The organism is Citrobacter sp. RHBSTW-00986 (genome assembly GCF_013783065.1).
Classification (GTDB): domain Bacteria; phylum Pseudomonadota; class Gammaproteobacteria; order Enterobacterales; family Enterobacteriaceae; genus Citrobacter; species Citrobacter braakii.
The window spans coordinates 33,211-54,502 of the sequence record NZ_CP056202.1; the positions used below are offsets into that span (position 1 = coordinate 33,211).

Sequence of the window (21,292 nt, forward strand, 5' to 3'; positions counted from 1 at the left end):
TTTTCTTTTTCGCAAGTGTTCTGTATGCCGAAGGCTTCATCATGTTGTATTCGCGATGAATATTTATTTGCTCAACGTCAGACCTGATATCTCTTTATTTGCTTAAATTGTTCTCTAATTTATCTCATGTGGTGCTCTTTTCTTATTGATAGGGGCTGTTGTTTATGTATAATTCACAAATAATTCTCTAATAAATCTCGTTTTGTTCTCTAAGGCGTTTTCAACTACCCAGGTGACATTCAATGAAAATTTATATCGACGATGGATCAACTAATATCAAACTTCAGTGGAAGGATGATGAGGTCAGGCAGTCAATCAGCCCTAACAGCTTTAAGCGTGAATGGGCTGTTGCATTTGGTGGACAACAAGCGTTCAACTATATGTTGAATGGTGAGCAATACTCTTTTGATCCTATCAGCCCTGATGCTGTGGTTACCACGAACGTCGCCTGGCAATACAGCGATGTGAATGTTGTTGCCGTTCACCATGCGTTGCTTAACTGCGGGATCGAACCTTGTGAAGTCGATGTGGTAGTAAGCCTGCCTTTATCTGAGTATTACGATAAAAATAACCAGCCTAATAAGGCAAACATTGAACGTAAAAAAGCGAATCTGCTGCGGCCGGTCGAACTTAATGGTGGCAAGACTTTCACCATTAAGCATGTCGAGGTTATGCCCGAGTCCATCCCAGCAGGTTTTGAGGTGGTAAAAAACCTTAACGAACTGGATTCACTCCTGATTGTTGATCTGGGGGGAACCACGCTTGATATTTCTCAGGTTATGGGGAAAATGCGAGGAATTTCGCGTATTTATGGTGATTCAACCCTCGGGGTATCCTTGATCACCGGTGCGGTAAAAGAGGCGCTGTCCGTGGCAAGAACCAAAGGGAGTAGCTATCTGGCTGACGATATTATCATTCATCGTAACGATGCTTCTTATCTCTCATCACGTATCAATGACACGTCACGAATTGAACTGGTTCGTGAAGCGATTGAGAACGCTCACCACCGTCTTGTTAACAGGGTTATTGAAGCCATCAGCCGCTTTGAGGGATACTCCCATGTAATGGTTATCGGCGGAGGTGCTGAATTGATCGCCGATCATGTGAAGAAACACTGTGGGGTCAGGGAAGAACGCTTCTATAAAACTCGTTCATCCCAATTTGATCTCGTTAACGGCATGTACCTTATTGGATAAAATAATGGATACGCGACGCAAAATCACGTTTTACCTGAATCCTGAAACCAACGAAGCGGACCGTTTTGTCTGCCAGAAAACAGATGAAACACCCCAGGGGGAAAGGGGACGTTTATGGCGCGCCGCGCTGCTTACAGGGTTTGCTTTTGGAAAGCAGGATGAGCGTCTGCCGTTCCTGTTCAGCGAGTTACTGAACAGGAATACATCGTTTGACGATCTGATGCAGTTGCTTAAAGCGGTTTACCCTCGTGAAGTTGAAGCGCTTTTACAGGGCAGGATAAAGGAAAATGTAGCAACTGAACGGACTGAGACTAATTTATCCTCTCAAAACCCCAGTGCTGATGATGAAACCCGCAGTAATGCAAAAGGGTTATTCTAAAATGCCGGTGGTTGATGCCAGAGGACATGGAAAGCTAATCCGCCAGTTCCTGAAGAACGCCCGGGAGATACAGAATCTCGGGCTTATTGAGGATATTGAAAATCAGACGCTGTCTGAAATTCAATCCAGTCTCATAAAGATCTCTTCGCCCGGAGCTGGCTATAAGCACACCTGTCCACGACATGGTAGCCCCTGGGAAGAGCCTGAAATCCAGGACCTTATTGAACAGGCTGGTTCACCAAGTTTCGATGTTGGGAGTTTTGCCAGTGAATACCAGCGGCGACCTGAATCCGTCATTAAATACATGAAAAAGCTGGGACTGACAAAATAGTCAGTATTTCCCACCCTCTGTTTTTGCTCAAAAAAAATACAACCCCCTCATGTGGGCATTGCACCTGTAATACAGCGTGCTGTGTCCAGCTTATCCACAGACTTTTCCTCCCTTAACTGTGGACAGGGCTCGTGTCATAACAACTCTCTTTCGCACCCTCATTAACGTTCTTCTTACCTGAGTCAGCCTGCCACCCGCTGCCAGTGTGCCGCGTCCGGCCTGTCACGGGACGGGCGTCTTTATCGCTCAGGCCTGGCGTCGTTGTGATTGTACGCCATGCCCTCGCCATCAAAGGCGCGCCCTTCAAGCCGCTTTCGCGGCATATCCTGGCCGTCGAAACAACTGACGGCTGCGGTATTCCACGGTCGGCGTTGACCCGTTACCGGACGCGACGAACAGGCAGCGTGCGGCAGGGAACGGTATCGCGGTGATGCCTCCTGCCCACCCTGACTGTGTAAGGAGCTTCCCATGCCGAACTGGTGTGCCAACCGACTGATGTTCAGTGGTATTCAAAACAGTGATGCCCTCAAAACGTGGATTGCCGGAGGTGAACCGTCTCTGCATCGCCGCGCCAGAAAAGAAGGTATCCAGCTTTTCCTGGCGGGCTGCGCGGGGATACTGCGCCCCCTGACAGAACTGTGTTACCCGCCATATCCGCAACTGGTTGCTCACGGGGTGGCTGCAGACAACCGGCCTTCAGCGCAGGCATACAGCGACTGGCTGGCGATGTTTATGGCCGGAGCTGTGCTGAATGTTGAAACCTGCCAGAAACTGCATCAGTACTGGCTGGACAGCCATATTGCCCATGCCCGCTGGGCCACCCTCAGTGAACCGGAACAGGTGGTCATCCGGCAGCTGTACCAGCAAAAATCATGCGACTGGGGGGACAGTTTCCGGCCTGCGCCGGTGGATGAATGGTGGGAGAGCCTGTGCGACGCTGGCTCTGCCGTACCTGCTGCTGATCCAATGGATTTCCGCGACGTGCTGCCGACGCGTCTGGATATTGAGGTGAACGCCTTCAACGGTGGCCTGCTGACGGGTGTCCCGTCGTCATATGACCACTATCTGAAGCAGTACGGCTGCAAGTGGCCGGTCGGCTATGAGGCGAATATCTGCTTTGCCGGAGAGAACACGCTGACGGTGGATTTTGACACGCCCTGGAGTCCGGTCGGCGAAGACGTTGTGGCTGAACTCAGTCAGCGGTATGGCGGGGAGGTGGAGCACTGGTTTGCGGAGCAGGGCTGTAATTACTGCGGCTATGCCCGGTACGTCAGCGGCGAAACAGACGCGTACATCACGGACGAGCTGGAGTGGGGTGAGGCTGACCCGGACGATGAGGACAGTTTCCCGGACGTAACCGGCCCGGAGTGGATTATCAACAACGTGGCGCATTTTGGCGGCTGACCGGAGGCGGGCGGGAAACCGCCCGGAATAACATGGAATTAAATCTGAATACCTGGCTTGTTGGCCTGAGCGTCGACGTCGGTGGCACTGAAATGATGGTGTATTACCTGATTAGCGCGACTGACCTGGAGCATGCCGAAGCGGGCGTTCTGGAAATGGGGCGCACCTGGTGGCCAGTGCTGCAACGCGAGGATGACCGGCATCGGTGGGAATATCCCGCAGGTGTGGTCTGGTTCAACAGCATCATTCTGCTCGATGACGTGGAAAACAACATCCTGCGCGGGCTGAAGTTCCTCGATGCGTGGAACGTGACCGGTACAACGGATGCGCCGGTACTGCGCGACGAATGGGCCAATGACTGGCGGGATATCACCCGCTGACGGAATGCCGGGCAGGGCGACTGCCCGGTACTTCAGGCAGGAAAAAGGATGTCGCGCTGCTCCGCATCCATGCCGCGCAATGCGCGGGGATATCCACTGCCCGGAGCCAGTGTGCCGCGCCCGGACGGACACGGGACGGGCGGCTTTTCCGCTCCTGTCCGGCGTCGCTGTGATTTTACGCCATCCACTCGCCTTTTAAGGAGCGCCCTTCAAGCCGCTTTCGCGGCATAAGCTCGCCGACGATGGGGACTGTCGGCTCGTTATTCCACGGTCAGCTTGACCCGTTACCGGTCGCGGCGTACAGGCTCCGGGCAGCAGGGAACGGACGTCGTACCGACGTCCTCCTGGGTGCCCCCTGTAACCACGAGGTGTCCCTATGTCCCGTTTTATCCTGGGTGACTGTGTGCGTGTTATGGCCTCCTTTCCGGATCGCGCCGTTGATTTCATCCTCACCGATCCCCCGTATCTGGTCGGGTTCCGTGACCGTTCCGGCCGCAGTATTGCCGGTGACAAAACCGACGAATGGCTGCAACCCGCCTGCAATGAGATGTATCGCGTGCTGAAAAAAGACGCGCTGATGGTCAGTTTCTACGGCTGGAACCGCGTCGATCGTTTCATGGCCGCGTGGAAAAGTGCCGGATTCAGCGTGGTCGGGCATCTTGTTTTTACCAAAACCTACTCGTCGAAATCGGCCTATGTCGGCTACCGCCATGAATGTGCCTATATCCTGGCGAAAGGCCGTCCGGCGCTGCCGCCGGACCCGTTACCGGACGTCCTGGGCTGGAAATACAGCGGCAACCGCCACCACCCGACCGAAAAACCTGTTACCAGCCTGCAACCGTTGATCGAGAGCTTCACACACCCGAACGCCATTGTTCTCGATCCGTTTGCCGGTTCCGGCTCCACCTGTGTGGCCGCCGTCCAGGCAGGGCGCCGTTATATCGGCATTGAGCTGATGGAGCAGTACCACAAAGCAGGGATTACCCGCCTGTCAGCCGTGCAGCGCGCCATGCAGCGCCCGGCCGCCAACGACGTCTTTTATCCGGAGGCCGCGTAATGAACTATGCCGGACACGAAAAACTCCGCGCAGACGTGGCGGAACTGGCCAACAACATGAGTGACCTGCGGGACGCGCTGAACGGCATGGAGCACCGTTATCGCTTTGATTCCGACGTGCTGACCGAACGCCTGGCCCGTCAGACGCTTTTCCGCATCAATGCCCTGTTTATGGCGGCGTACAACGAAATTCTTGAGCTGGATACCTGCTTTCAGGACTGAGGAGAAAAACATGTACGGAACCTGTGAAACCCTCTGCCGGTTGCTGAGTGAGCAGTATCCCGCAGAAACCCCGCTGAACCTGATTGTCTGGTCCCCGGCGGATATCGAAGCGCTGGCCGACGGGATGGAGTATGCCGTTTCTGAACAGGACACAAGGGAGGTGCTGGCGCGTCTGGACGCCATACCGGAAGAACAACGGCTTGAGTCGGGTGTGTCTGCCAGTGCGGTGATGGACCTGATTGATCAGGTGAAACAGGCCGTTCCGGCGGTGATGGTGCCGGCTGACCTGCTTGAAACCCTGCTGACGACCGCCGAACAGGCGTTGTGGCACAGGGAATGGACCGCCCGGGATGACAACCACCCGGTCCCGGACAGCGTAGCCCGCCGCCTGGCTGATACGGCGAAAGTGCGCGCCTTACTGAAAAACTGAAACCCCACGCCGCCCCGGCGGCGTGGACTGAATCTGCTCAGAGGAACATAAGATCATGATGTACGGCACCCGTAAGGAACTGAATAAAAAGCTGAAACGTATGTTTGGTAACGATGAACACTTTGCCCTTCTGGTCTGGACGAAGCAGGACGTGATGGCCCAGGTGGAAAACATGACGGAAAGCGAGGCCGCCGCGATTTTGCAGGAAATCGGCAGCGTGACCGGGCATACCGAAGAGGGCGTTTCATTTCGCACGGTCCAGGAGATGTATGCCGGATTACGGGCCGACATCGCGACCGTCATCGTTCCTGCTGATCTGCTGGCCCGCCTGACTGACGTCGCGGGGCTGGCGCTGGACGCAGAGGACGCCCGGGCCTGGCCGCTTGTTAGCCAGCATTACCCGTCCGTGGCTGATGCCCAGGCCGATATTACGTGGCTCAGGCAGCTCCTGGCCGCCTGATGTGACCGACCGCCCCGCCCGTTCTGACGGGGCGATACTTCCCGTACAGTATACAGAGAGAATAACCATGAATAACGATACCCTGAACGCCCTCATTCTGCGCCACGGTGACAATCTGCTGCGCCGGTCCGGCTGGCCCGACTCAGTTGGTATGACGCCCGTCGCGCCCGAAACCGTACCCGGCTGGCTGTTCGCCAGTGGCGTGCTCGATGCAGACGAGATCCTGGCGCTGACAACCCGGTTGTGCCAGGCCCTGAATGACGGACGGGCGAAACTGCTGACCGCCAGCGCGCAACGGCTGGCAGGTACGCCCGCCCGGCTGCATCTGTACCCGGCTCAGTCTTATCCCCGGCCCGAAGCCCTGACTGATTTTACCTGTATCAGTCTGCCGTATGCCCGGGAATGGCTGACAAAAGCCGAATGCGGGGACCTGCTGGCCTTCCTGAAAGATTTCATTGACCGGATCTGTGACATTGTTCGTCAGGACGCGAAGCGCATCGCGGCGGCTCTGGTGCCGTCTGCCGCGCCGCGGCTGATGGAAAAACGTTTCGGAGTCTGGCGACTGGTTGCGGACGAATACGAGCACGACAACTGGCTGGACAGTGAGGACGGGGAACGGCTGGATCAGGTGCTGGACGGCATACTGGTCCGGGGGGCGCGGTTTTGTCCGGTCCTGCTCACCTTGGTGAATGAGTCCCGGGAAGAAATCGAAGCGGCCGGGGTGATGACCGATCTTCTGCGTTTCCCGGGGGAACCGGTCCGCCGCTGGTTTGACCGCCGCGTGTTGCGGGATGTCATGAATGAGGTGCGCAACACTGACCCCACAGGGGATTAAGTCAGGGAGGGAAGGGGGAAACCCCTTCTTTTATCCGCCGGTGACTCAGAAGCTGAAAAGGATGTCGCCGGCTCCGCTTTTATGGCGGCCCCGTCCCTGTGTGACGTGGCCTGGTGGTTTTCCACTCTGTCAGTCCGGTGCCGTGTGCGGGCTGTGCCGTGCATCCATCGTAGTCGGGCTGTCGTGGATACAAGGGTTCGCTGGCGCCGCTGCGGTCACCCGGTCCTTCCTTCACGTCAGCCGTTATCTTCCGGTCATTCGACCGCTCAGGTTTCACGGTCTCACCCTTCAGCTCCCGTCTGCCGTGCGCGTCAGGCTGCGGCTTCCCTTGCGCCCTTGTATCCCCGACCGATCGCCCGACTGGTATGGATGCACGGCACCGCCCGGTGTCGCGGTATATGTGATTACGGAGGTTTACCATGCAGTTAGCTACACGTCAGCACACCCTTAACGCCGAAGAATCCGACCGTCTTTCTTTCCTGCCGTACATGTTCGGCAACGATTTTATGCTGGCTGAATTACAGGTGTATGCCCTGGCAAAACAGTGGATGCCCGAATACAACGGGGGTTTCTGGCATTTCATCCGTCTGCCGGACGGCGGCGGCTACATGATGCCCGACTGCGGTCGGGTACACATGATCAACGGTGAAAACTGGTTTGATCGTACCGTCAGCGCCGACGCCGCCGGAATTATTCTGACCTCACTTGCCATTAACCGCCGTTGCTGGACGCATCACGACTGCGGCAACGCTGCACTCACACACCTGTATATGCTGCGTGATACCCAGCTCTGGAATCACATCGTTTTTCACCCTGAATGCAACGCCATTTATGCCGCACTCGACTGATTAACCAACGGGGCGGCGATGCCGCCCCTTTTAACAAGGAATAAAAAATGTACGCACCCGTGAAAGAAATCATGACCGATCTCCTGAAATATAACCTGTCATCCGATGAAGCATTGCTGGTTCTCTGTATTACCCGTGAGGATATCCGCATGTTGACCAGTGAGTGGAATTTGTCCGAGGACGATATTACGTGTGTCATGCAGCGACTGGATGCGACGTATGATCAGGGGGCCGATGTGAGCATGGTCCGTGGCGTCACTGAAGAACTGATGGACGAGCGCCGCGCAATACGTGATGTCAGCGTTCCGGCCAGTGCATTGCAAAAAATAATGTTACTGGCAGGCAGTGAACTAAATCGGTTGTACGCCGTGGCAGAAGAAGGGGGTGGTAATGCAGAGGCATTTGTGGCTGAAGAAATGGACGCCATGCGCCAGTTACAGACCGCGATCGACGCATAAGAAGGAGTAACCCGTGAATATTAAACCGGAAACCCGCGAAATTCTTCGCCAGTACAAAGCACTGATTAATGCCCGCCGCCGTGATGCAGGCCAGCGCGAACTGACAACCGCGCAGGTTATGGATGAAATCTGCGAATACATGACCTGTCAGCCCGCGCGAAAAACCATGCAGGCTGGCGCCTGCGGGAGGAAGGACTCGCGCCGCGCTTCGCGCCGCTCCCCGTCCTTTTCCCCCCCTGACTCAGATGGCGTACACTTACCGCCGGTTTCCCTTTCTGTCGGAGTATATGATGTCCGGATTTAATCTCGCCGCAACATCGAAAGAAGAGCAGGATAAGGTGGCCATCGACCTGGTCGCTTCAGGCGTAGCGTATGAAGAAAGGCTGGCTATGCCGGTGGTCGCTGAACTGGTGGTCAGAGATCTGCCTGAACATCTCAGAGCGTATTTTTGGGGGCGGTTGCACTATTACCGTCAGTTCAGTGAGCAGCTGCCTGACAAAAATGCCCCGGAATATGCAAGAAAAGAGGATGAGGTTAAAAAGTAGCGTCAGTCCTGAAGCATTCTGCCTGTCGCTGGCCGGATTTTTCTCATGCCGGGTGATAGTTTTGTCTGGCCAGTGTGTGATGTTTTTTTCCTGCCGGTGATAATACACTGCCTGTTCCTGTTCCTGTTCCTGTTCCTGTTCCTGTTCCTGTTCCTGTTCCTTCTGCTGCTTCCCTGTGTTTTTTAAATCTAAAATGTCAGGGTGCTGGCCCCCTTCGGCTCCTGACCAGCTGGCGCTGTCCAGTCGTCGAGCCCCACTGCGCCAGGGCAGCTGCTGCGCACCTGCCAGTCTCCGCCGAACCCCTGCGGGTTTCGGGCCATACGGCTAGGGTCTGATGGCGAAAGTCAAAGGCAGGCTTGCTGCGACCGTTCCGGTCACGCCGCCCTTTTTACGCGCCGTTTCCTGCGCTTTTCGCACCCCGGCGGTAAGGCTGCCGGGCTGTAAGGCGCAACGCCGTTTCGCGTGCCGCGCCCCGACGTTGCGGCGGGCCCCTGCTCTCATCCACTTCTGGTGCCTTTTCACCGTTTAAGCCCCTCTCGCCTGGGCTGAGACAAGCACAAACGCTGTCAGCCGTCCAGGGTAAATGGCACGCGGTAAACCGCGCCCAGGACGGCTGCCATCGCCCGTGCTCGTTTACGCCCCTGCGGCGAAGGTTCTCAAACGGGTGAAGTTAAATACCAGGGAAACAGCGCAGCAGGTTCCCGCAAACGTCAACACCGCGGCTCCCGAAACTCAACGGGTGATGGTTTTTAAAAGCAAGGTACTGAATTAAGGAGATTTATCATGGCAGCACGTGGCATAAACAAAGTCATTCTGGTCGGTCATCTGGGGCAGGACCCTGAAGTGCGTTACATGCCCAACGGGGGCGCGGTGGCAAATCTTACCCTGGCAACGTCTGAAACATGGCGCGATAAGCAGGACGGGGAGATACGCGAACACACCGAGTGGCACCGTGTTGTCGTGTTCGGAAAACTGGCGGAAATCGCAGCGGAGTATCTGCGTAAAGGTGCCCAGGTCTACATCGAGGGCCAGCTGCGTACCCGCAAATGGACCGATCAGTCTGGTCAGGAAAAATATACCACAGAGGTCGTTGTTAATGTGGGCGGCACTATGCAGATGCTGGGCGGTCGCCGTGACAGCCAGGTACAGCAGGGCGGTCAGCAGTTTAGTGGACAGCCGCAGCCGGAACCTCAGACCCCATCTCCGGCGGTAAAAGGTGGCGCAAAAGGCGAGGGCAGGGCAGCAAAAGGAAAGAGTAAAACGGAAAAAGGAAAAAACACAGAGGCAGTACCTCAGCAGCCGCCAGCGCAGCCCGAACCGCCGTATGATTTCGACGATGATATTCCGTTCTAGAGTTGACCTGAGAGTTATTTGTAAAGAATAAATACACAGCCCCCTGTTAATTCAGGGGTTTTTTATTTATTGAGCTTGGAAAATCGTCAAGCATTAATTGACAATCTTTGGTGCATCGTTCACCTTGCAATTATGTAAAGTTTGTTGGTTGTGTGCGCATGAAGAAACTCTACGGGGTTACAAAATTTGTTATGGATAGTGGTGAGCGCTACTGCATGGTGGTGGATCGTTCTTCTGGCCTTCCCCTGTATTACCCCACTCTGTTTCTAACAACTCAAATCCGCAATAGAGGGGATGCTTTTTCAACGATGTTGGCGGCGGCTAGCAACCTTGTTATGTTGTTAAGCTTTGTAGAGAGTCGAGACATTGACCTTGAGCAGCGGTTTTTGACCAAGGACTTCTTCAGACCACATGAGCTGGACGATCTGCGAGATTTTGCTCAGTGCAAACAAGGAAAGAGGCCATTAATAGCGTCCTCTACCCCTTGGTTGGCAGATGTGATGACCGATACCGTTGATAACGGGACACAGCATTCCCGGCTGACAACGTTTGCCAACTATTTACACTGGTATGCGATGCATATCTTAAAGACGGCAGAACTGGAAGTTGTCGAACAGATCAATGCTATGGCGCAGCAAATAAAGACGCGCCGACCGTCTAAAAAGCACAGAAGCAGTGAGTTGCAAGACAGGTCATTGAGTGATGTTCAATTGGATTCGCTATTTGAAGTCATCCAGCCTGGATCGGAGTCAAATCCTTTCTCAATAGATGTGCAGCGCCGGAATCGGCTGATGATCTTGCTTCTGTTTTATCTTGGTATTCGAGGTGGTGAATTATTGAATATCAGAATACAGGATGTTGATTTTAGTACTAACAGGATCCGTATCGTTAGGCGAGCAGATGAGCGGGTTGACTCTAGAACCAATCAGCCTAATGCTAAAACCAGAGAACGGCTCTTACCGTTGGCTGAATCCTTAGTTCAAGAACTGCATAGTTATATCATTCAAGACCGCCGGAAAGTCCGAAATGCGAAGAAAAATGACTACCTGTTTGTGACTTACAAGCCAGGGCCAACTGTGGGAAATCCTATCTCCAAAGGGGGATACCACAAAATTTTTTCTGTGGTCAGGACTGTATCACCGCAGTTGTATGCAGCGACAGGGCACTCGCTCCGTCACACCTGGAATCGCAAGTTTTCAGAAAGAATGGATGCCATGGATGAGCAAGTCAGCGAGGAACGCCAAGAACAACTCCGTTCGTATTTAATGGGCTGGAGGGATGGCTCAGGAACCGCAGCGACTTACAACAAACGCTTCATTCGGCAAAAAGGTTTTGAGGCCGCTCTGGCATTACAAGAAGGTAGCGGCACCCGCTTGCCAGAGGACATGAAGAATGATGACGAATAACTCCTTATCTGCATTAGCATCCGAGCAAATCCGTGCTAGCGCCAATGGCTACTCTTTTCTGCTGTATGACACATCGTGGACATTGGATAGAAATATCACTATTAACCTTGCTGATATTCACTATTACTTGCCAGATGGGTCGCTAGATGGCTGCCTGCGGACACTGGCGTTTTATGCTTCCAATCGTTCTTCTTCTCATACAAAAAATATTTTTGAACGGTTTCAGCACATGCTGCGAAAGACTGGCGCGAGAGAAATTACTGATATTGTATTGATTAATTATCGGTCGATGCTGTCGCCTGCAACAGAATGGTATCTGGCAACTATCCGTGGCTTTCTTCGATCCTGGCACGAACTGGGCTATCCCGGCATCAGTAAGGAGGTGATCCGATTGCTAGATGGCTGGACGCTAAAGGGTAATCGTAAGGGGGATGCGGTTAAGCGCATGGATCCTCGAGAGGGGCCTCTGACGGATAATGAGCTGACAGCAGTTAATGAGGGGGCTATTCGGGCTTATGAAAAGAGCTTAATTACGATAGCTGAGTTGGCTATGACACTTTGTATCAGTCATACGGGACGTCGTCCCATCCAAATATCGTTACTTCGTGTGGTCGATGTCCTTTGTGGCAAAAATGGTAAAGGAGAACCCTTCTATGTGTTGAATGTGCCGCGAGCTAAACAGCGCAGCAGCACTTTCCGAACAAACTTCAAGCCCTTCGCGATATCACTTGAACTATGGGCTATCCTGAATGCTCAGGCAAGGAATGCAATTGCACTGGTTGAGAAGCGTCTGGGGTTTGAATTGCAGGAAGATGATCGGCAGCAAATTCCTCTGTTTCCGGATCTTAATGTGTTAGCTGCCGTCCAATCTCCTTATGAATTCCGCCAACTGCTTGCTACCGACAAACTCCACATCCCCGCAGCAGAGATAACTTACACACTTCAGTACATCGTAGAAAAGTCCGATATCCGGTCGGAACGAACCGGTGAGCTATTGCATATCAATGCTCGTCGTTTTCGTTATACCACGGGCACACGAGCTGCCCGGGAAGGCTTTGGCGAGTTGGTGATTGCGGAACTGCTTGACCATACGGACACCCAAAACGCAGGCGTTTACATTAAGAATATCCCCGAACATGTGAAAAAGCTTGATGAGGCGGTTGGCTTCCAGTTGGCACCATACGCTCAGGCCTTTGTCGGGGTACTTGTCGATTCAGAGAGGGACGCGCATCGAGGTAACGATCCTACCAGTCGTATTCGGACCGAGATGGGCCAGGGTGTTGGTACTTGTGGAGAACATGGCTTTTGTGGTGCCAATATTCCTATTCCTTGCTACACCTGCATGCATTTCCAGCCTTGGCTGGATGGCCCACATGAGGAGGTCTATGAGGGTCTGCTCAACGAGCGTGAACGGGTGAAAGAGATAACTGGCGACATACAGATTGCTGCCGTACTTGATCGCAGCATTATCGCTGTGGCAGATGTGATCATACGTTGTGTAAAACGTCGCGAAGAGCTTAGTCCACAGGGGGAAATAACCAATGGCTGAGCTTTTCCTGTTCAAGCCAAAGGCTACACTGGCAGCAGCAGAAAACCTTGAAGCATTCATATCCAAGTGCCGAGATCAATTGACTGTATTCGGTTCTGATCTAAATTGGGAAGATGCTGTTTGGCCAAACATAACTGTGTTTTCCAAGTTAGGTATTATTACGCGAAAGCCCATGCAGGGAGAGGTACAAAACCCTGAGTTCATTGATTTCGCCAAAGCCTATTTCCGTTACCAGCAGGGGCATCATCCCACGGGGACAAAGAATGAAAGTAAGGCTCTCCGTTCGGTCGAAGCGGCTTTGCTTCAAGTAAACGGGAACGCAAATATTGATGGCATATCGATTTCTGTCCTGGACGAAGCAGCTGAATTGGCAAGGCAGCACTACTCCGATGGTTCAGCATATCATTGCGGCCGTGAGATTGAGCGGCTGGCTAAGTTTTTAACTGAAAACCAGCTTGTATCAAGTGCTATGCAAAATTGGGTCAATCCAATTAAGCGTGTAGAGGACAAGAACAAAACAGGCCGAGAGGCGAAGAAAAATAGGGAAGAGAAACTTCCGAGTGATATTGCTCTTAATGCGTTGGCGGAAATTTTTGCCAATGACCCAATTCATGAGCGAGACATATTTACAACATCGGTTTTTGCCATGTTGATGTCAGCACCTTCACGCATTACTGAAGTGTTAGCTCTGCCTGTGGATTGCGAGGTGTGTGAAACGGATCGTGAAGGGATAGAACGCTATGGCTGGCGTTTTTTCTCAGGAAAAGGCTACGAGGGCGATATCAAATGGATACCAACGGTGATGGTCTCAGTTGCTAAAACAGCCATCGCCAGAGCGAAAAAGTTGTCAGAGGATGCCCGTCAGCTGGCCAAGTGGATTGAGAAACACCCGAATAAGTTTTACCGACATGCTAGCTGCCCCGATATCGCTGATGATGAGCCATTGACGATGGAGCAGGCTTGTATGGCGCTAGGTTTCGCACATGACTCAAAAAAGACGTGTAGGTCGTCTCTTGGTAATCGACGTTTAGCTAAAGAAGATTATGTACATACGTTAAACAGCCTGTGGCAGCATACTATGGCGCGTTTGCCTGTTGACTTTCCGTGGTTTGATAAAGACAAGGAAATTAAGTACAGCAATGCCTTGTTTGCACTAAATGCTAATCAGCTCCACGGAAACCGAGGATGCCTACCGGTTGAATTACATAAGCCAACCAATAACTTCTGCAACAATGATCTGGTGCCTCGTGAGGCTCTGGATGGAAAACATGCCAGCATCTTTGATCGCCATGGTTATCGTGCTGAAAACGGAGAACGGGTTAAAATGACCTCGCATCAGGCACGGCACCTGCTCAACACCATTGCCCAGCGCGGCGGACTGTCAAACCTGGAAATTGCCAAGTGGTCAGGGCGGGCCGATGTTAAGCAGAATCGAACTTACAACCACATGACCGAATACGAGCTGGTTGGTATGGCTGAACGCCTAGACCCCACAAAAGCGCTATTTGGGCCTGTCGGCGAGGTGGCAAAGCATTTGCCCGTGACTATGCAGGAATTCAATACATTAGAGCATTCCTCAGTCCATGTGACGGAGTATGGCTACTGTGTACATGACTACACCATGAGCCCCTGTGAGAAGTTCCGAGATTGCGTCAATTGTATTGAGCAGGTTTGTATCAAGGGCGATGATACAGAAAAATTAGATCGAATTAAAAGACGGCTGGTGAAGTCGGAACGATTGTTTTCGCTTGCCGAAACGGCTGTGGCAAGCGGCGAGATGGGGGCTGATCGCTGGTATCAGTACCACAAGAAAACCGTCACCAGACTTCGGGAGTTAGTCGCTATTTTAGAAGAGCCAGATATTGAAAATGGTGCGCAGATTAAGCTTCGGGGCAATGATTTCAGTCAGCTTCGGCGTGTTGCAGAAAAGAAGTCCATTGAGTCCATTGAGCAGAAAGGAAAAGCAAGCGAAGAAGCTGTGATGTTAGATGATTTGACAACTTTTCTAGGAGGTGGTTTTGGCTAAACATCTGAATAATAGAGATATTGATTCCATCGTGAACCTAATTCGAGGATGGCAAGAACCAAAATTGTCTTGGTTAGCAATCTGTGAGGCGGCAGAGCCATTGGTAGGAAAGTTACCATCAAGGCAATCCCTTAATGCACATGAGGCAATAGTGACTGCCTATCAAACAAAAAAAGAGGCGCTGAAAGGCAGGGGCCGCAAAAATCCGCGCCCAGCTAGTTTGAATATTGCAGCCGCCAGGATTGTGAATCTTGGAAGTGAAATCGAAGAGCTTAAAGAAGAAAACCGGAGGTACAAACAGCAGTTTGTAATCTGGCAATACAATGCATACAAACATGGAATGACAGAACATCAACTTAATGCATCGTTGACAAAGATTGACCGTGAGCGTACTGACGGAGAAAAAAGATAGTTATTGAGTTTGTAGTGGCCATAATTAGTTGACTACTACAACCGGACGATATTTAAAAGTGAGTCGTTCTATTTACAGTGCTATCTCTGGTACGGTCTGAGGTCGCTATTGCATCTGCATTAAAAGCGGCCCCTTTAGCGGGCAGAGCATTGCGCGCTGTGGTACATATGAAAAACAGAAGAACACTGTTTCTCTTCAAGTCAAGTATCAGCTATAAAATAAGGGCTAACAACTCTCCGGTCATCGATATATATATTCATGTGATTTTTAGCGCGCGAAAATGCAACGAACATTAATCTTTTTGCGATGCTTTCTGAGTATTCAGCACCCTTTTCAACCGCCGAAGAATGGGGAACAACTTGATCATGATATCCAATAGATATTACATAATCGTATTCTTCACCCTTACAACCATGTATTGTTGTCACTTTCACAACGTTAGCCTCTTTATTTATTATTTTTCGTATTGAAATTATGTCAGCCTTTACTGGAAAAGCTGAAAGATTGGACTGACAGATCAAATAATCAGAATTTATTTTTGGAGAATGAGGTAAAGCAGATAAAAGGAACTCATAAAAATCTTTTAACCAAAGAATAAAAACAGTTCGCTTTGTATTGAATTGCTTTACTGCTTTTTTCAAGTCACTACAAGATAAACCATCAAATTCAGGAAGTTTGTCTTTTATAGAAATGCATAACGCATGTCTGGCTCTGTAATTATTAACTGACACATCAAGCAACACAAGACGAACAAGATCATTATAAATGGTATCTTTCAATGTATACAAAGGATTGGTTGAAAAAAAATCAAATACAAACTCATTTGAACGTTCATAAATACTATTGATAAGATCATTTAAGTAATATCTATTCGGACCTATTATAGCCAAACTCTCAACACTACCTTTAGACTTATTATATGCCTCAATAAGATTCATCACCCTACCGGCCAAATCAGTTTGCAATGTGTGTCTAATAATAGGTGACTTACCTAAATCCTCACGGATAGATTCTATATTCGATTTCGAATAAGAATATTTTTTATAGTAATCTACTAATGATTTTGTAGATCTGTAACATCCCGTAAGTTGCCTTACCTCCAACTCATCGAGTTTGAGTATTTTCTTAATACTAACTTCATCTTTTATAGACACACCAAGATCTTGATATATAGCTTGATCATTATCACCCACAACAAGAACTATTGTTTTATTATATCTTGTAATAAATGAAAGAACTTCCAACTGGATATAACTAGTGTCCTGAGACTCATCCAAGTAAATATAACCTATAAGTTTCGATAAATACTCTGCGATCTTCTCGTTTTGAGTCAAAAATTCCAGGCTAAGAGTTAATATGTCGTTAAAATCTATGAGGCTTGCATCTATCTTATTTTTTTCATATTCCTCACACACTATTGCCTCGTTTTTTTGAGCATCAATTATTTTTTCAGGCTCATTTAATAAACAAAATGGCTCAACATGAGGATCACCATATTCATCCCATTTAAATTTTAATCTTGTACTGGGGAATTTTTCCTTCTCAATCTTACGTATTAAGTCACGATGTTCACGCTCAGATATTAACCTTACTCCATCTTTTGTTCTAGCCATTGCCCCCGCATATTTTCTTACCACCCACTCGAGTAAAAATGAATGTATTGTTCCACACCAAACTCTATCATTTAGAATGTTTTGGTTATCTAATCGTAAATTTATTTCATCGGCGGCAGCATTAGTATGTGTAAGAACTATATGCCACTTAAACCCTGAGTCACACCTAATATTATCGCCAAGCATACCCAAAAGAAACTTAGTTTTCCCTGCGCCTGGGCAAGCAGAGACAAAAAGATTTTTTTTGATCTTTAATAATTCTTTTTTTTCATCGTCCATTATTACGCCTCCATTAAAAGATGCACTAAAGGATCATTGCTATAGTGTCCTTTGAAAATATCCAAAACTGGTTCTATATTGTCAACAATATATTCAAGGCTATCATCTGAGAAAGCCACTTCGATTATATTATCACCTAAAGTTTTAGTGTAATAATCACACCTATATTTAATCACTCTTGCGAGAGTTAACTTATTAAAATCGCTGGTAAATCCAAGTGCTTTACACAAAGCCATAGGGATAGGGAAATTGTGGTCAAGTTTCTCAACAACTTTCATTGCAAACCAACCTTTCTTATGTTTATTTGCCAATTTTAAAGCAAAGGAACCAATTTTCGTATCGTCAGAAGATTGGAAAGCATCTAAGTAAGGAGTTAAATAAAAATCTTTTTCGAACGATTCTCGTGCTATTATCTCAAAATATTTTTTTGAACCGCTTAGAGCTAAATCAATTTCAAAGGTATGTTTTGTAAAATATGCTTTGAGAAGATTATTATTTGCAGTTAATAACTTTAACGCCTCAACTCTCTCTTTCCCTGATTTTTCTGAGGAAATGGCATCATCATACATTACCTGAGTGATGTACTCCGGTTTATCTTCGTTATAGATATTAATATCATCATCCGTGAGTATTGCGCATTTTTTAGTTATTCTCGATGGATGAAAAAGCGATGAGAGTAATTCAAACCCGGTTCCTCTCACAGAAATAAGAGATACTCCTAACTCATCCAGTGTTACACCGAAAGAGTTTTTTACTAAATGAGGTATTAGAATTTCCTCTGCATCCCCCTCAATTAATATCACATTTTTAGCAAATAAAATATCTGTACGTATCGCATCAAGAAAACGCTCTATCTTATTGATCGTTGGTTCATCGAGGCCTGAGGAAGGAGAACAAGCTTGAGTGTATCCAAGTTTTTTCACCAAAACATTAGTTGATGATATATTAGAGACTGATGAGATGTGTGTTGAATGCGTGGAAATAAAAACTTGAGTTTTTTTGTTTTTTAAATTACTGAAAAGTGTTTTTTGAATATGAGTATGAATATGCGATTCAGGTTCTTCTATGATCAGGAAGTTTGACAATAGATTCTTACTCACCCCTTCTTCATACTCATACAATTTAAGAGCAAGATATATTAAATTAGCTCCACCCAAGCTCATTTCGGATAAATCAGCCGTGTACCCATCACTCAACGAATCTCCTGCTTTGAGCTGTAAAACCTTCACAAGATCTTTGACGTCACTAGGAAGTTCTGATGAAATATTTACTAAGGGGGAATAAGTAGAGCCGACAGCATTAGTAATGGATGTTAGAATACCTGTAGAAAGCTTTCTAACCTCTGATATTGTTGATATCTTATTATTTACGTCTATAATATTACTTGTGAGCTCTTCATCATTTGAAATATCTTTAGAGATGAAATCCAATAGTTTTTGGAATGGATTGAATCTATTATTTTTTAACTCACTAACAACATCCCTCAGCGCCCTTGCGTATGTGCAACTAATATGGTCTAGTAAATTATATCCACGCTGCCTATTTCCTAATAAATCTATATATTCTACAGAAGGATTTGGGAAAATGAAGTTTGAAAAATCACCAGCAATCCTGACATATTCATTTTCATCGGAGAAATCACAGGTTCCTTGATAAACAGTCCAGGCCTCGTAGGTCGTTTTATCAATAATATATTCCTTTAGCAACTTATCATATGCCTCTCTCCTTTTTTGCAAGTCTGCAATAGATGATAAATTAAAAAGTTTCTCTCTAATATGGAATTGAGGTCGATATATGTATGTTACTCGACCTGTACCACCCGCATCAACTGTCGTATTTAATTGACATAAAATTTCAGACTCCTCATCTCCAGAAATGTCACCTAACTCCAAACTGATTAATATCCATTGACCAAAAACCGGCAAACATCCTCTGTGAAAATCTCTTTCAGTAAGGAATCTTTTATAATATGGGAGAGAATCATCTAGTATTAATCTCATAGCCTCAAAAACATTTGTTTTACCTGATGAGTTCTCTCCAACTATCGTATTCACACATTCCTTCTTAAAGTTCAACTTCGTACTTTGAAAATTTCTAAAATTACGTATTGATAAGTTTTTAATATACATTTATTAATTCTTCTGGTTAATTTTATTCGAATGCCATTGCATTATATCTATTCGGCTTTCGATATAATTAGCATGGTTATATATTCTGCGGATACTATTTCTATCAACATGAGCAAACTGTAACTCTATCCAAATACGGTTGAACCCTGCTTCATGCAATACTGTTGAAAAAGTATGTCGAAACCCATGGCCGGTAGGTCGTCCACCATAACCTATTCGCTTGATTAGTTGATTAATGCTCGCTTCACTCATCGATTTGTTCGGATCATTCCGCCTCGGAAAAACATAACGATAGTTCCCTGCCATCATTTTGAGTTCATTGAGTAAATCTAACGCTTGAGTCGATAAAGGCACAAGGTGTAGCCTGCGCATTTTTATCCTTTCAGCAGGAAGCGTTACCTAGATCAAATTCCGACCATAATGCAGCACGTAATTCGATGGTTCTTACACCCGTAATCATCAGTAACCTTGGCTGTTCTGGCAACCATCTTTGACGCTTATTTTATACAAAGCTGACATCAATCAGACTGTAAGTACCCCGCTACAGCACATCAACGTCTGGTATTCAGTTTTAGTTAAAAATATATTTTAATCAATGATATGTGAGCATTATTGTACGGATGTGCTCAAGAGGGATCCTATATGACTTTTAGTCCAGTGATTCAGCTCACTGCTACACTTGCAGGATTATCGAAACTCTGTATGCGGATACCCATGAGGGGGCTATAATGGTTCTTATTATTGAAAAATGGAGGAGCAGCCCGATGGTTAGAGTCCCGGAGTTTGGTATGAAAAAATTTGGCTTAGGTGCAAATGATGTTATTGATATTAAAGACCAATATGGTTGCATCATCATTGGCCATACGGAACTGAAAATGTATTCCTTGGATACTCTCTTGGAAGGAATTTCCGCAGTTAATCTTCACCCAAAAATTGGCTTCGGTTTACCAACAGGTAAAGAGCAGCTCTGATTTTTTTTCACGCTGTTCCGAAAGGTTTTTATGTTCTTCCAACCTGCTGAAAATTTAGAAGGAGGGGCAGAGAATCCAGCGCTGAGTGTTGTCGGTGATTGTCATCATGCATTAATCATTTTATGTACAATAACATTGAACCGCGTTCATTCAGATATTCGTAGCGAAATCTTCGTTAAAGCTCTCAATATACATATTATGTGTTGGCTTACCGGGATGCTTATAATTTAATTAACTACTTTATCTGTAATGGTATTTTTCTCTCAAGACTCGATATTTTCCTTCTAATCTACAGCGGAAGTTTCTTGAAATACCTTGGTGTACGCTGGTTCATTCGAGACCCATTCTCGCTCACCTCGCGTAATGAAATCTGCGATAGCGGATTCAATGACGTCACGGCTCAAAACATCAACATCAACGATAATCTGCAAACCAATACCATTTGCATAGCCGGGTAGGATACGATAACCACTGTGAACTACTGGTGGGTTTTCTCGGGCTATTTCCTGTTCTCGCTTCTCAATATATTCCATCCATGTCAGCCCTGCGAATTCGGAGAGTGCTGGTTTATTGCACAAATCACAGAACCGTTCGCCATCATCCAGCATCGACCATGCTTCATTGAATGCGATTGATTCGACTCTATCACTAAATTCTACACTGGCCGTAATTATCTCCGCATTCCAGAAAACCGCAGAGTCTCTTCCCAAGAAAAGTATGTCGCTCCACTTCCAGTTTCCGCATGCAAATGCCTCATCTATATCGCACTCGTCATAGAATATACCACCACAGCGATGCCGTTCACGGTGGATAAGGTTTTTGATTTCTCGGGTTTTAGCGCGGCGTTTACGGCGCGAAAGGGAGGTGAATACTCTGTTTTTCCGCTTCATGTGTGCTAACTCCGCGTTTTTTCGCTGGAAAAAGCCCAGCCGGGTAGAATACATGTTTAATTAGGGCAACGGAAGTTTTATCCCGAAGAACGATTGCTTTATCTGTAAAAGGCAATTTAT

The 21,292-nt window shown here is 48.1% G+C and carries 23 protein-coding genes and 3 pseudogenes; 21 read left to right on the forward strand and 5 right to left on the reverse strand.

Translation table 11 applies throughout. The annotated features are described in order from the left end of the window. Positions 1–242 precede the first annotated feature (242 nt). From HV345_RS25500 to HV345_RS25510, 3 genes are read left to right on the forward strand one after another with little or no spacing between them, the layout of a single operon-like run. Positions 243–1,196, forward strand: coding sequence for a plasmid segregation protein ParM (locus HV345_RS25500; RefSeq protein ID WP_137367567.1), 954 nt, complete (start codon positions 243–245; stop codon positions 1,194–1,196). Then, positions 1,189–1,575 carry a plasmid partitioning/stability family protein gene (locus tag HV345_RS25505; RefSeq protein WP_249357311.1) on the forward strand — a complete coding sequence of 129 codons (387 nt, stop codon included), beginning with the start codon at positions 1,189–1,191 and terminating at the stop codon, positions 1,573–1,575. Before HV345_RS25500 ends, HV345_RS25505 begins: the two co-directional genes overlap by 8 nt. 1 nt (position 1,576) lies before the next feature. Beyond that, on the forward strand, positions 1,577–1,906 hold the full coding sequence (locus HV345_RS25510; protein WP_137367566.1) for a hypothetical protein: 330 nt from the start codon (positions 1,577–1,579) through the stop codon (positions 1,904–1,906). A gap of 239 nt (positions 1,907–2,145) precedes the next feature. On the opposite strand, the gene HV345_RS25515 is transcribed toward HV345_RS25510, so the two are convergent. Beyond that, positions 2,146–2,376 carry a hypothetical protein gene (locus HV345_RS25515; RefSeq protein WP_170976010.1) on the reverse strand — a complete coding sequence of 77 codons (231 nt, stop codon included), beginning with the start codon at positions 2,374–2,376 and terminating at the stop codon, positions 2,146–2,148. Here HV345_RS25515 and HV345_RS25520 point away from each other — a divergent pair. The 17 genes and pseudogenes from HV345_RS25520 to HV345_RS25600 all read left to right on the forward strand — a co-directional run bounded on the left by HV345_RS25520 (position 2,375) and on the right by HV345_RS25600 (position 15,290). Then, positions 2,375–3,310, forward strand: coding sequence for a DUF1281 domain-containing protein (locus HV345_RS25520; protein ID WP_137367565.1), 936 nt, complete (start codon positions 2,375–2,377; stop codon positions 3,308–3,310). The genes HV345_RS25515 and HV345_RS25520 overlap by 2 nt on opposite strands. A gap of 32 nt (positions 3,311–3,342) precedes the next feature. Then, positions 3,343–3,690: a hypothetical protein gene (locus HV345_RS25525; protein WP_137367564.1), complete on the forward strand. Its 348-nt coding sequence runs from the start codon at positions 3,343–3,345 to the stop codon at positions 3,688–3,690. 376 nt (positions 3,691–4,066) lie between these two features. Continuing rightward, the gene (locus HV345_RS25530) at positions 4,067–4,747 is read left to right on the forward strand and encodes a DNA methylase (protein ID WP_137367562.1); all 681 of its coding nucleotides are present in this window, start codon (positions 4,067–4,069) and stop codon (positions 4,745–4,747) included. Then, on the forward strand, positions 4,747–4,968 hold the full coding sequence (locus HV345_RS25535; protein WP_137367561.1) for a hypothetical protein: 222 nt from the start codon (positions 4,747–4,749) through the stop codon (positions 4,966–4,968). The genes HV345_RS25530 and HV345_RS25535 overlap by 1 nt, the downstream gene beginning before the upstream one ends. 10 nt (positions 4,969–4,978) lie before the next feature. Further along, positions 4,979–5,398: a DUF1380 family protein gene (locus tag HV345_RS25540; protein ID WP_097361866.1), complete on the forward strand. Its 420-nt coding sequence runs from the start codon at positions 4,979–4,981 to the stop codon at positions 5,396–5,398. Positions 5,399–5,453: 55 nt separating this feature from the next. Next, on the forward strand, positions 5,454–5,858 hold the full coding sequence (locus HV345_RS25545) for a DUF1380 family protein (RefSeq protein ID WP_058671679.1): 405 nt from the start codon (positions 5,454–5,456) through the stop codon (positions 5,856–5,858). A 67-nt stretch (positions 5,859–5,925) separates the two neighbouring features. Next, positions 5,926–6,693, forward strand: coding sequence for a hypothetical protein (locus tag HV345_RS25550; protein ID WP_137367560.1), 768 nt, complete (start codon positions 5,926–5,928; stop codon positions 6,691–6,693). 419 nt (positions 6,694–7,112) lie between these two features. Then, on the forward strand, positions 7,113–7,541 hold the full coding sequence (locus HV345_RS25555) for an antirestriction protein (protein ID WP_181636733.1): 429 nt from the start codon (positions 7,113–7,115) through the stop codon (positions 7,539–7,541). Between the two features lie 47 nt (positions 7,542–7,588). Beyond that, positions 7,589–7,999, forward strand: a complete 411-nt coding sequence (locus HV345_RS25560; protein WP_059593816.1) for a DUF1380 domain-containing protein — start codon at positions 7,589–7,591, stop codon at positions 7,997–7,999. 13 nt (positions 8,000–8,012) lie between these two features. Beyond that, positions 8,013–8,156: pseudogene (locus HV345_RS25565) on the forward strand (hypothetical protein); the annotation flags it as partial. A 133-nt stretch (positions 8,157–8,289) separates the two neighbouring features. Continuing rightward, positions 8,290–8,644 (forward strand): annotated as a pseudogene (locus tag HV345_RS25570) (DNA polymerase III subunit theta). After that, positions 8,590–8,730: a hypothetical protein gene (locus tag HV345_RS25575; protein ID WP_181636734.1), complete on the forward strand. Its 141-nt coding sequence runs from the start codon at positions 8,590–8,592 to the stop codon at positions 8,728–8,730. Before HV345_RS25570 ends, HV345_RS25575 begins: the two are co-directional and overlap by 55 nt. 597 nt (positions 8,731–9,327) lie before the next feature. Continuing rightward, positions 9,328–9,897: a single-stranded DNA-binding protein gene (locus tag HV345_RS25580; RefSeq protein ID WP_137366984.1), complete on the forward strand. Its 570-nt coding sequence runs from the start codon at positions 9,328–9,330 to the stop codon at positions 9,895–9,897. Between the two features lie 158 nt (positions 9,898–10,055). Continuing rightward, positions 10,056–11,303, forward strand: coding sequence for a site-specific integrase (locus HV345_RS25585; protein ID WP_048216965.1), 1,248 nt, complete (start codon positions 10,056–10,058; stop codon positions 11,301–11,303). Beyond that, positions 11,290–12,852 (forward strand): site-specific integrase, encoded by a 1,563-nt coding sequence (locus HV345_RS25590; RefSeq protein ID WP_048216964.1) that lies wholly within the window; start codon positions 11,290–11,292, stop codon positions 12,850–12,852. Before HV345_RS25585 ends, HV345_RS25590 begins: the two co-directional genes overlap by 14 nt. Further along, on the forward strand, positions 12,845–14,878 hold the full coding sequence (locus tag HV345_RS25595; RefSeq protein ID WP_048216963.1) for an integrase: 2,034 nt from the start codon (positions 12,845–12,847) through the stop codon (positions 14,876–14,878). The genes HV345_RS25590 and HV345_RS25595 overlap by 8 nt, the downstream gene beginning before the upstream one ends. Further along, entirely contained in the window at positions 14,871–15,290 is a 420-nt protein-coding gene (locus tag HV345_RS25600) for a hypothetical protein (RefSeq protein ID WP_048216962.1), read from the forward strand. Before HV345_RS25595 ends, HV345_RS25600 begins: the two co-directional genes overlap by 8 nt. Before the next feature lie 200 nt (positions 15,291–15,490). Here HV345_RS25600 and HV345_RS25605 read toward each other — a convergent pair whose 3' ends face one another. The 3 genes and pseudogenes from HV345_RS25605 to HV345_RS25615 all read right to left on the reverse strand — a co-directional run. After that, positions 15,491–17,182: a UvrD-helicase domain-containing protein gene (locus tag HV345_RS25605; RefSeq protein ID WP_048216961.1), complete on the reverse strand. Its 1,692-nt coding sequence runs from the start codon at positions 17,180–17,182 to the stop codon at positions 15,491–15,493. Between the two features lie 2 nt (positions 17,183–17,184). Further along, entirely contained in the window at positions 17,185–19,311 is a 2,127-nt protein-coding gene (locus HV345_RS25610) for an ATP-dependent endonuclease (protein ID WP_059347289.1), read from the reverse strand. Between the two features lie 3 nt (positions 19,312–19,314). Next, positions 19,315–19,780, reverse strand: a pseudogene (locus HV345_RS25615) (tyrosine-type recombinase/integrase); the annotation flags it as partial. Between the two features lie 259 nt (positions 19,781–20,039). On the opposite strand from HV345_RS25615, the gene HV345_RS25620 reads away from it, so the two are divergent. Then, positions 20,040–20,282: a hypothetical protein gene (locus tag HV345_RS25620; RefSeq protein WP_048216959.1), complete on the forward strand. Its 243-nt coding sequence runs from the start codon at positions 20,040–20,042 to the stop codon at positions 20,280–20,282. A 284-nt stretch (positions 20,283–20,566) separates the two neighbouring features. Here the strand turns inward: HV345_RS25620 and HV345_RS25625 are convergent, their stop codons facing one another. Further along, positions 20,567–21,172: a hypothetical protein gene (locus HV345_RS25625; protein ID WP_048216958.1), complete on the reverse strand. Its 606-nt coding sequence runs from the start codon at positions 21,170–21,172 to the stop codon at positions 20,567–20,569. Between the last annotated feature and the right edge of the window lie 120 nt (positions 21,173–21,292).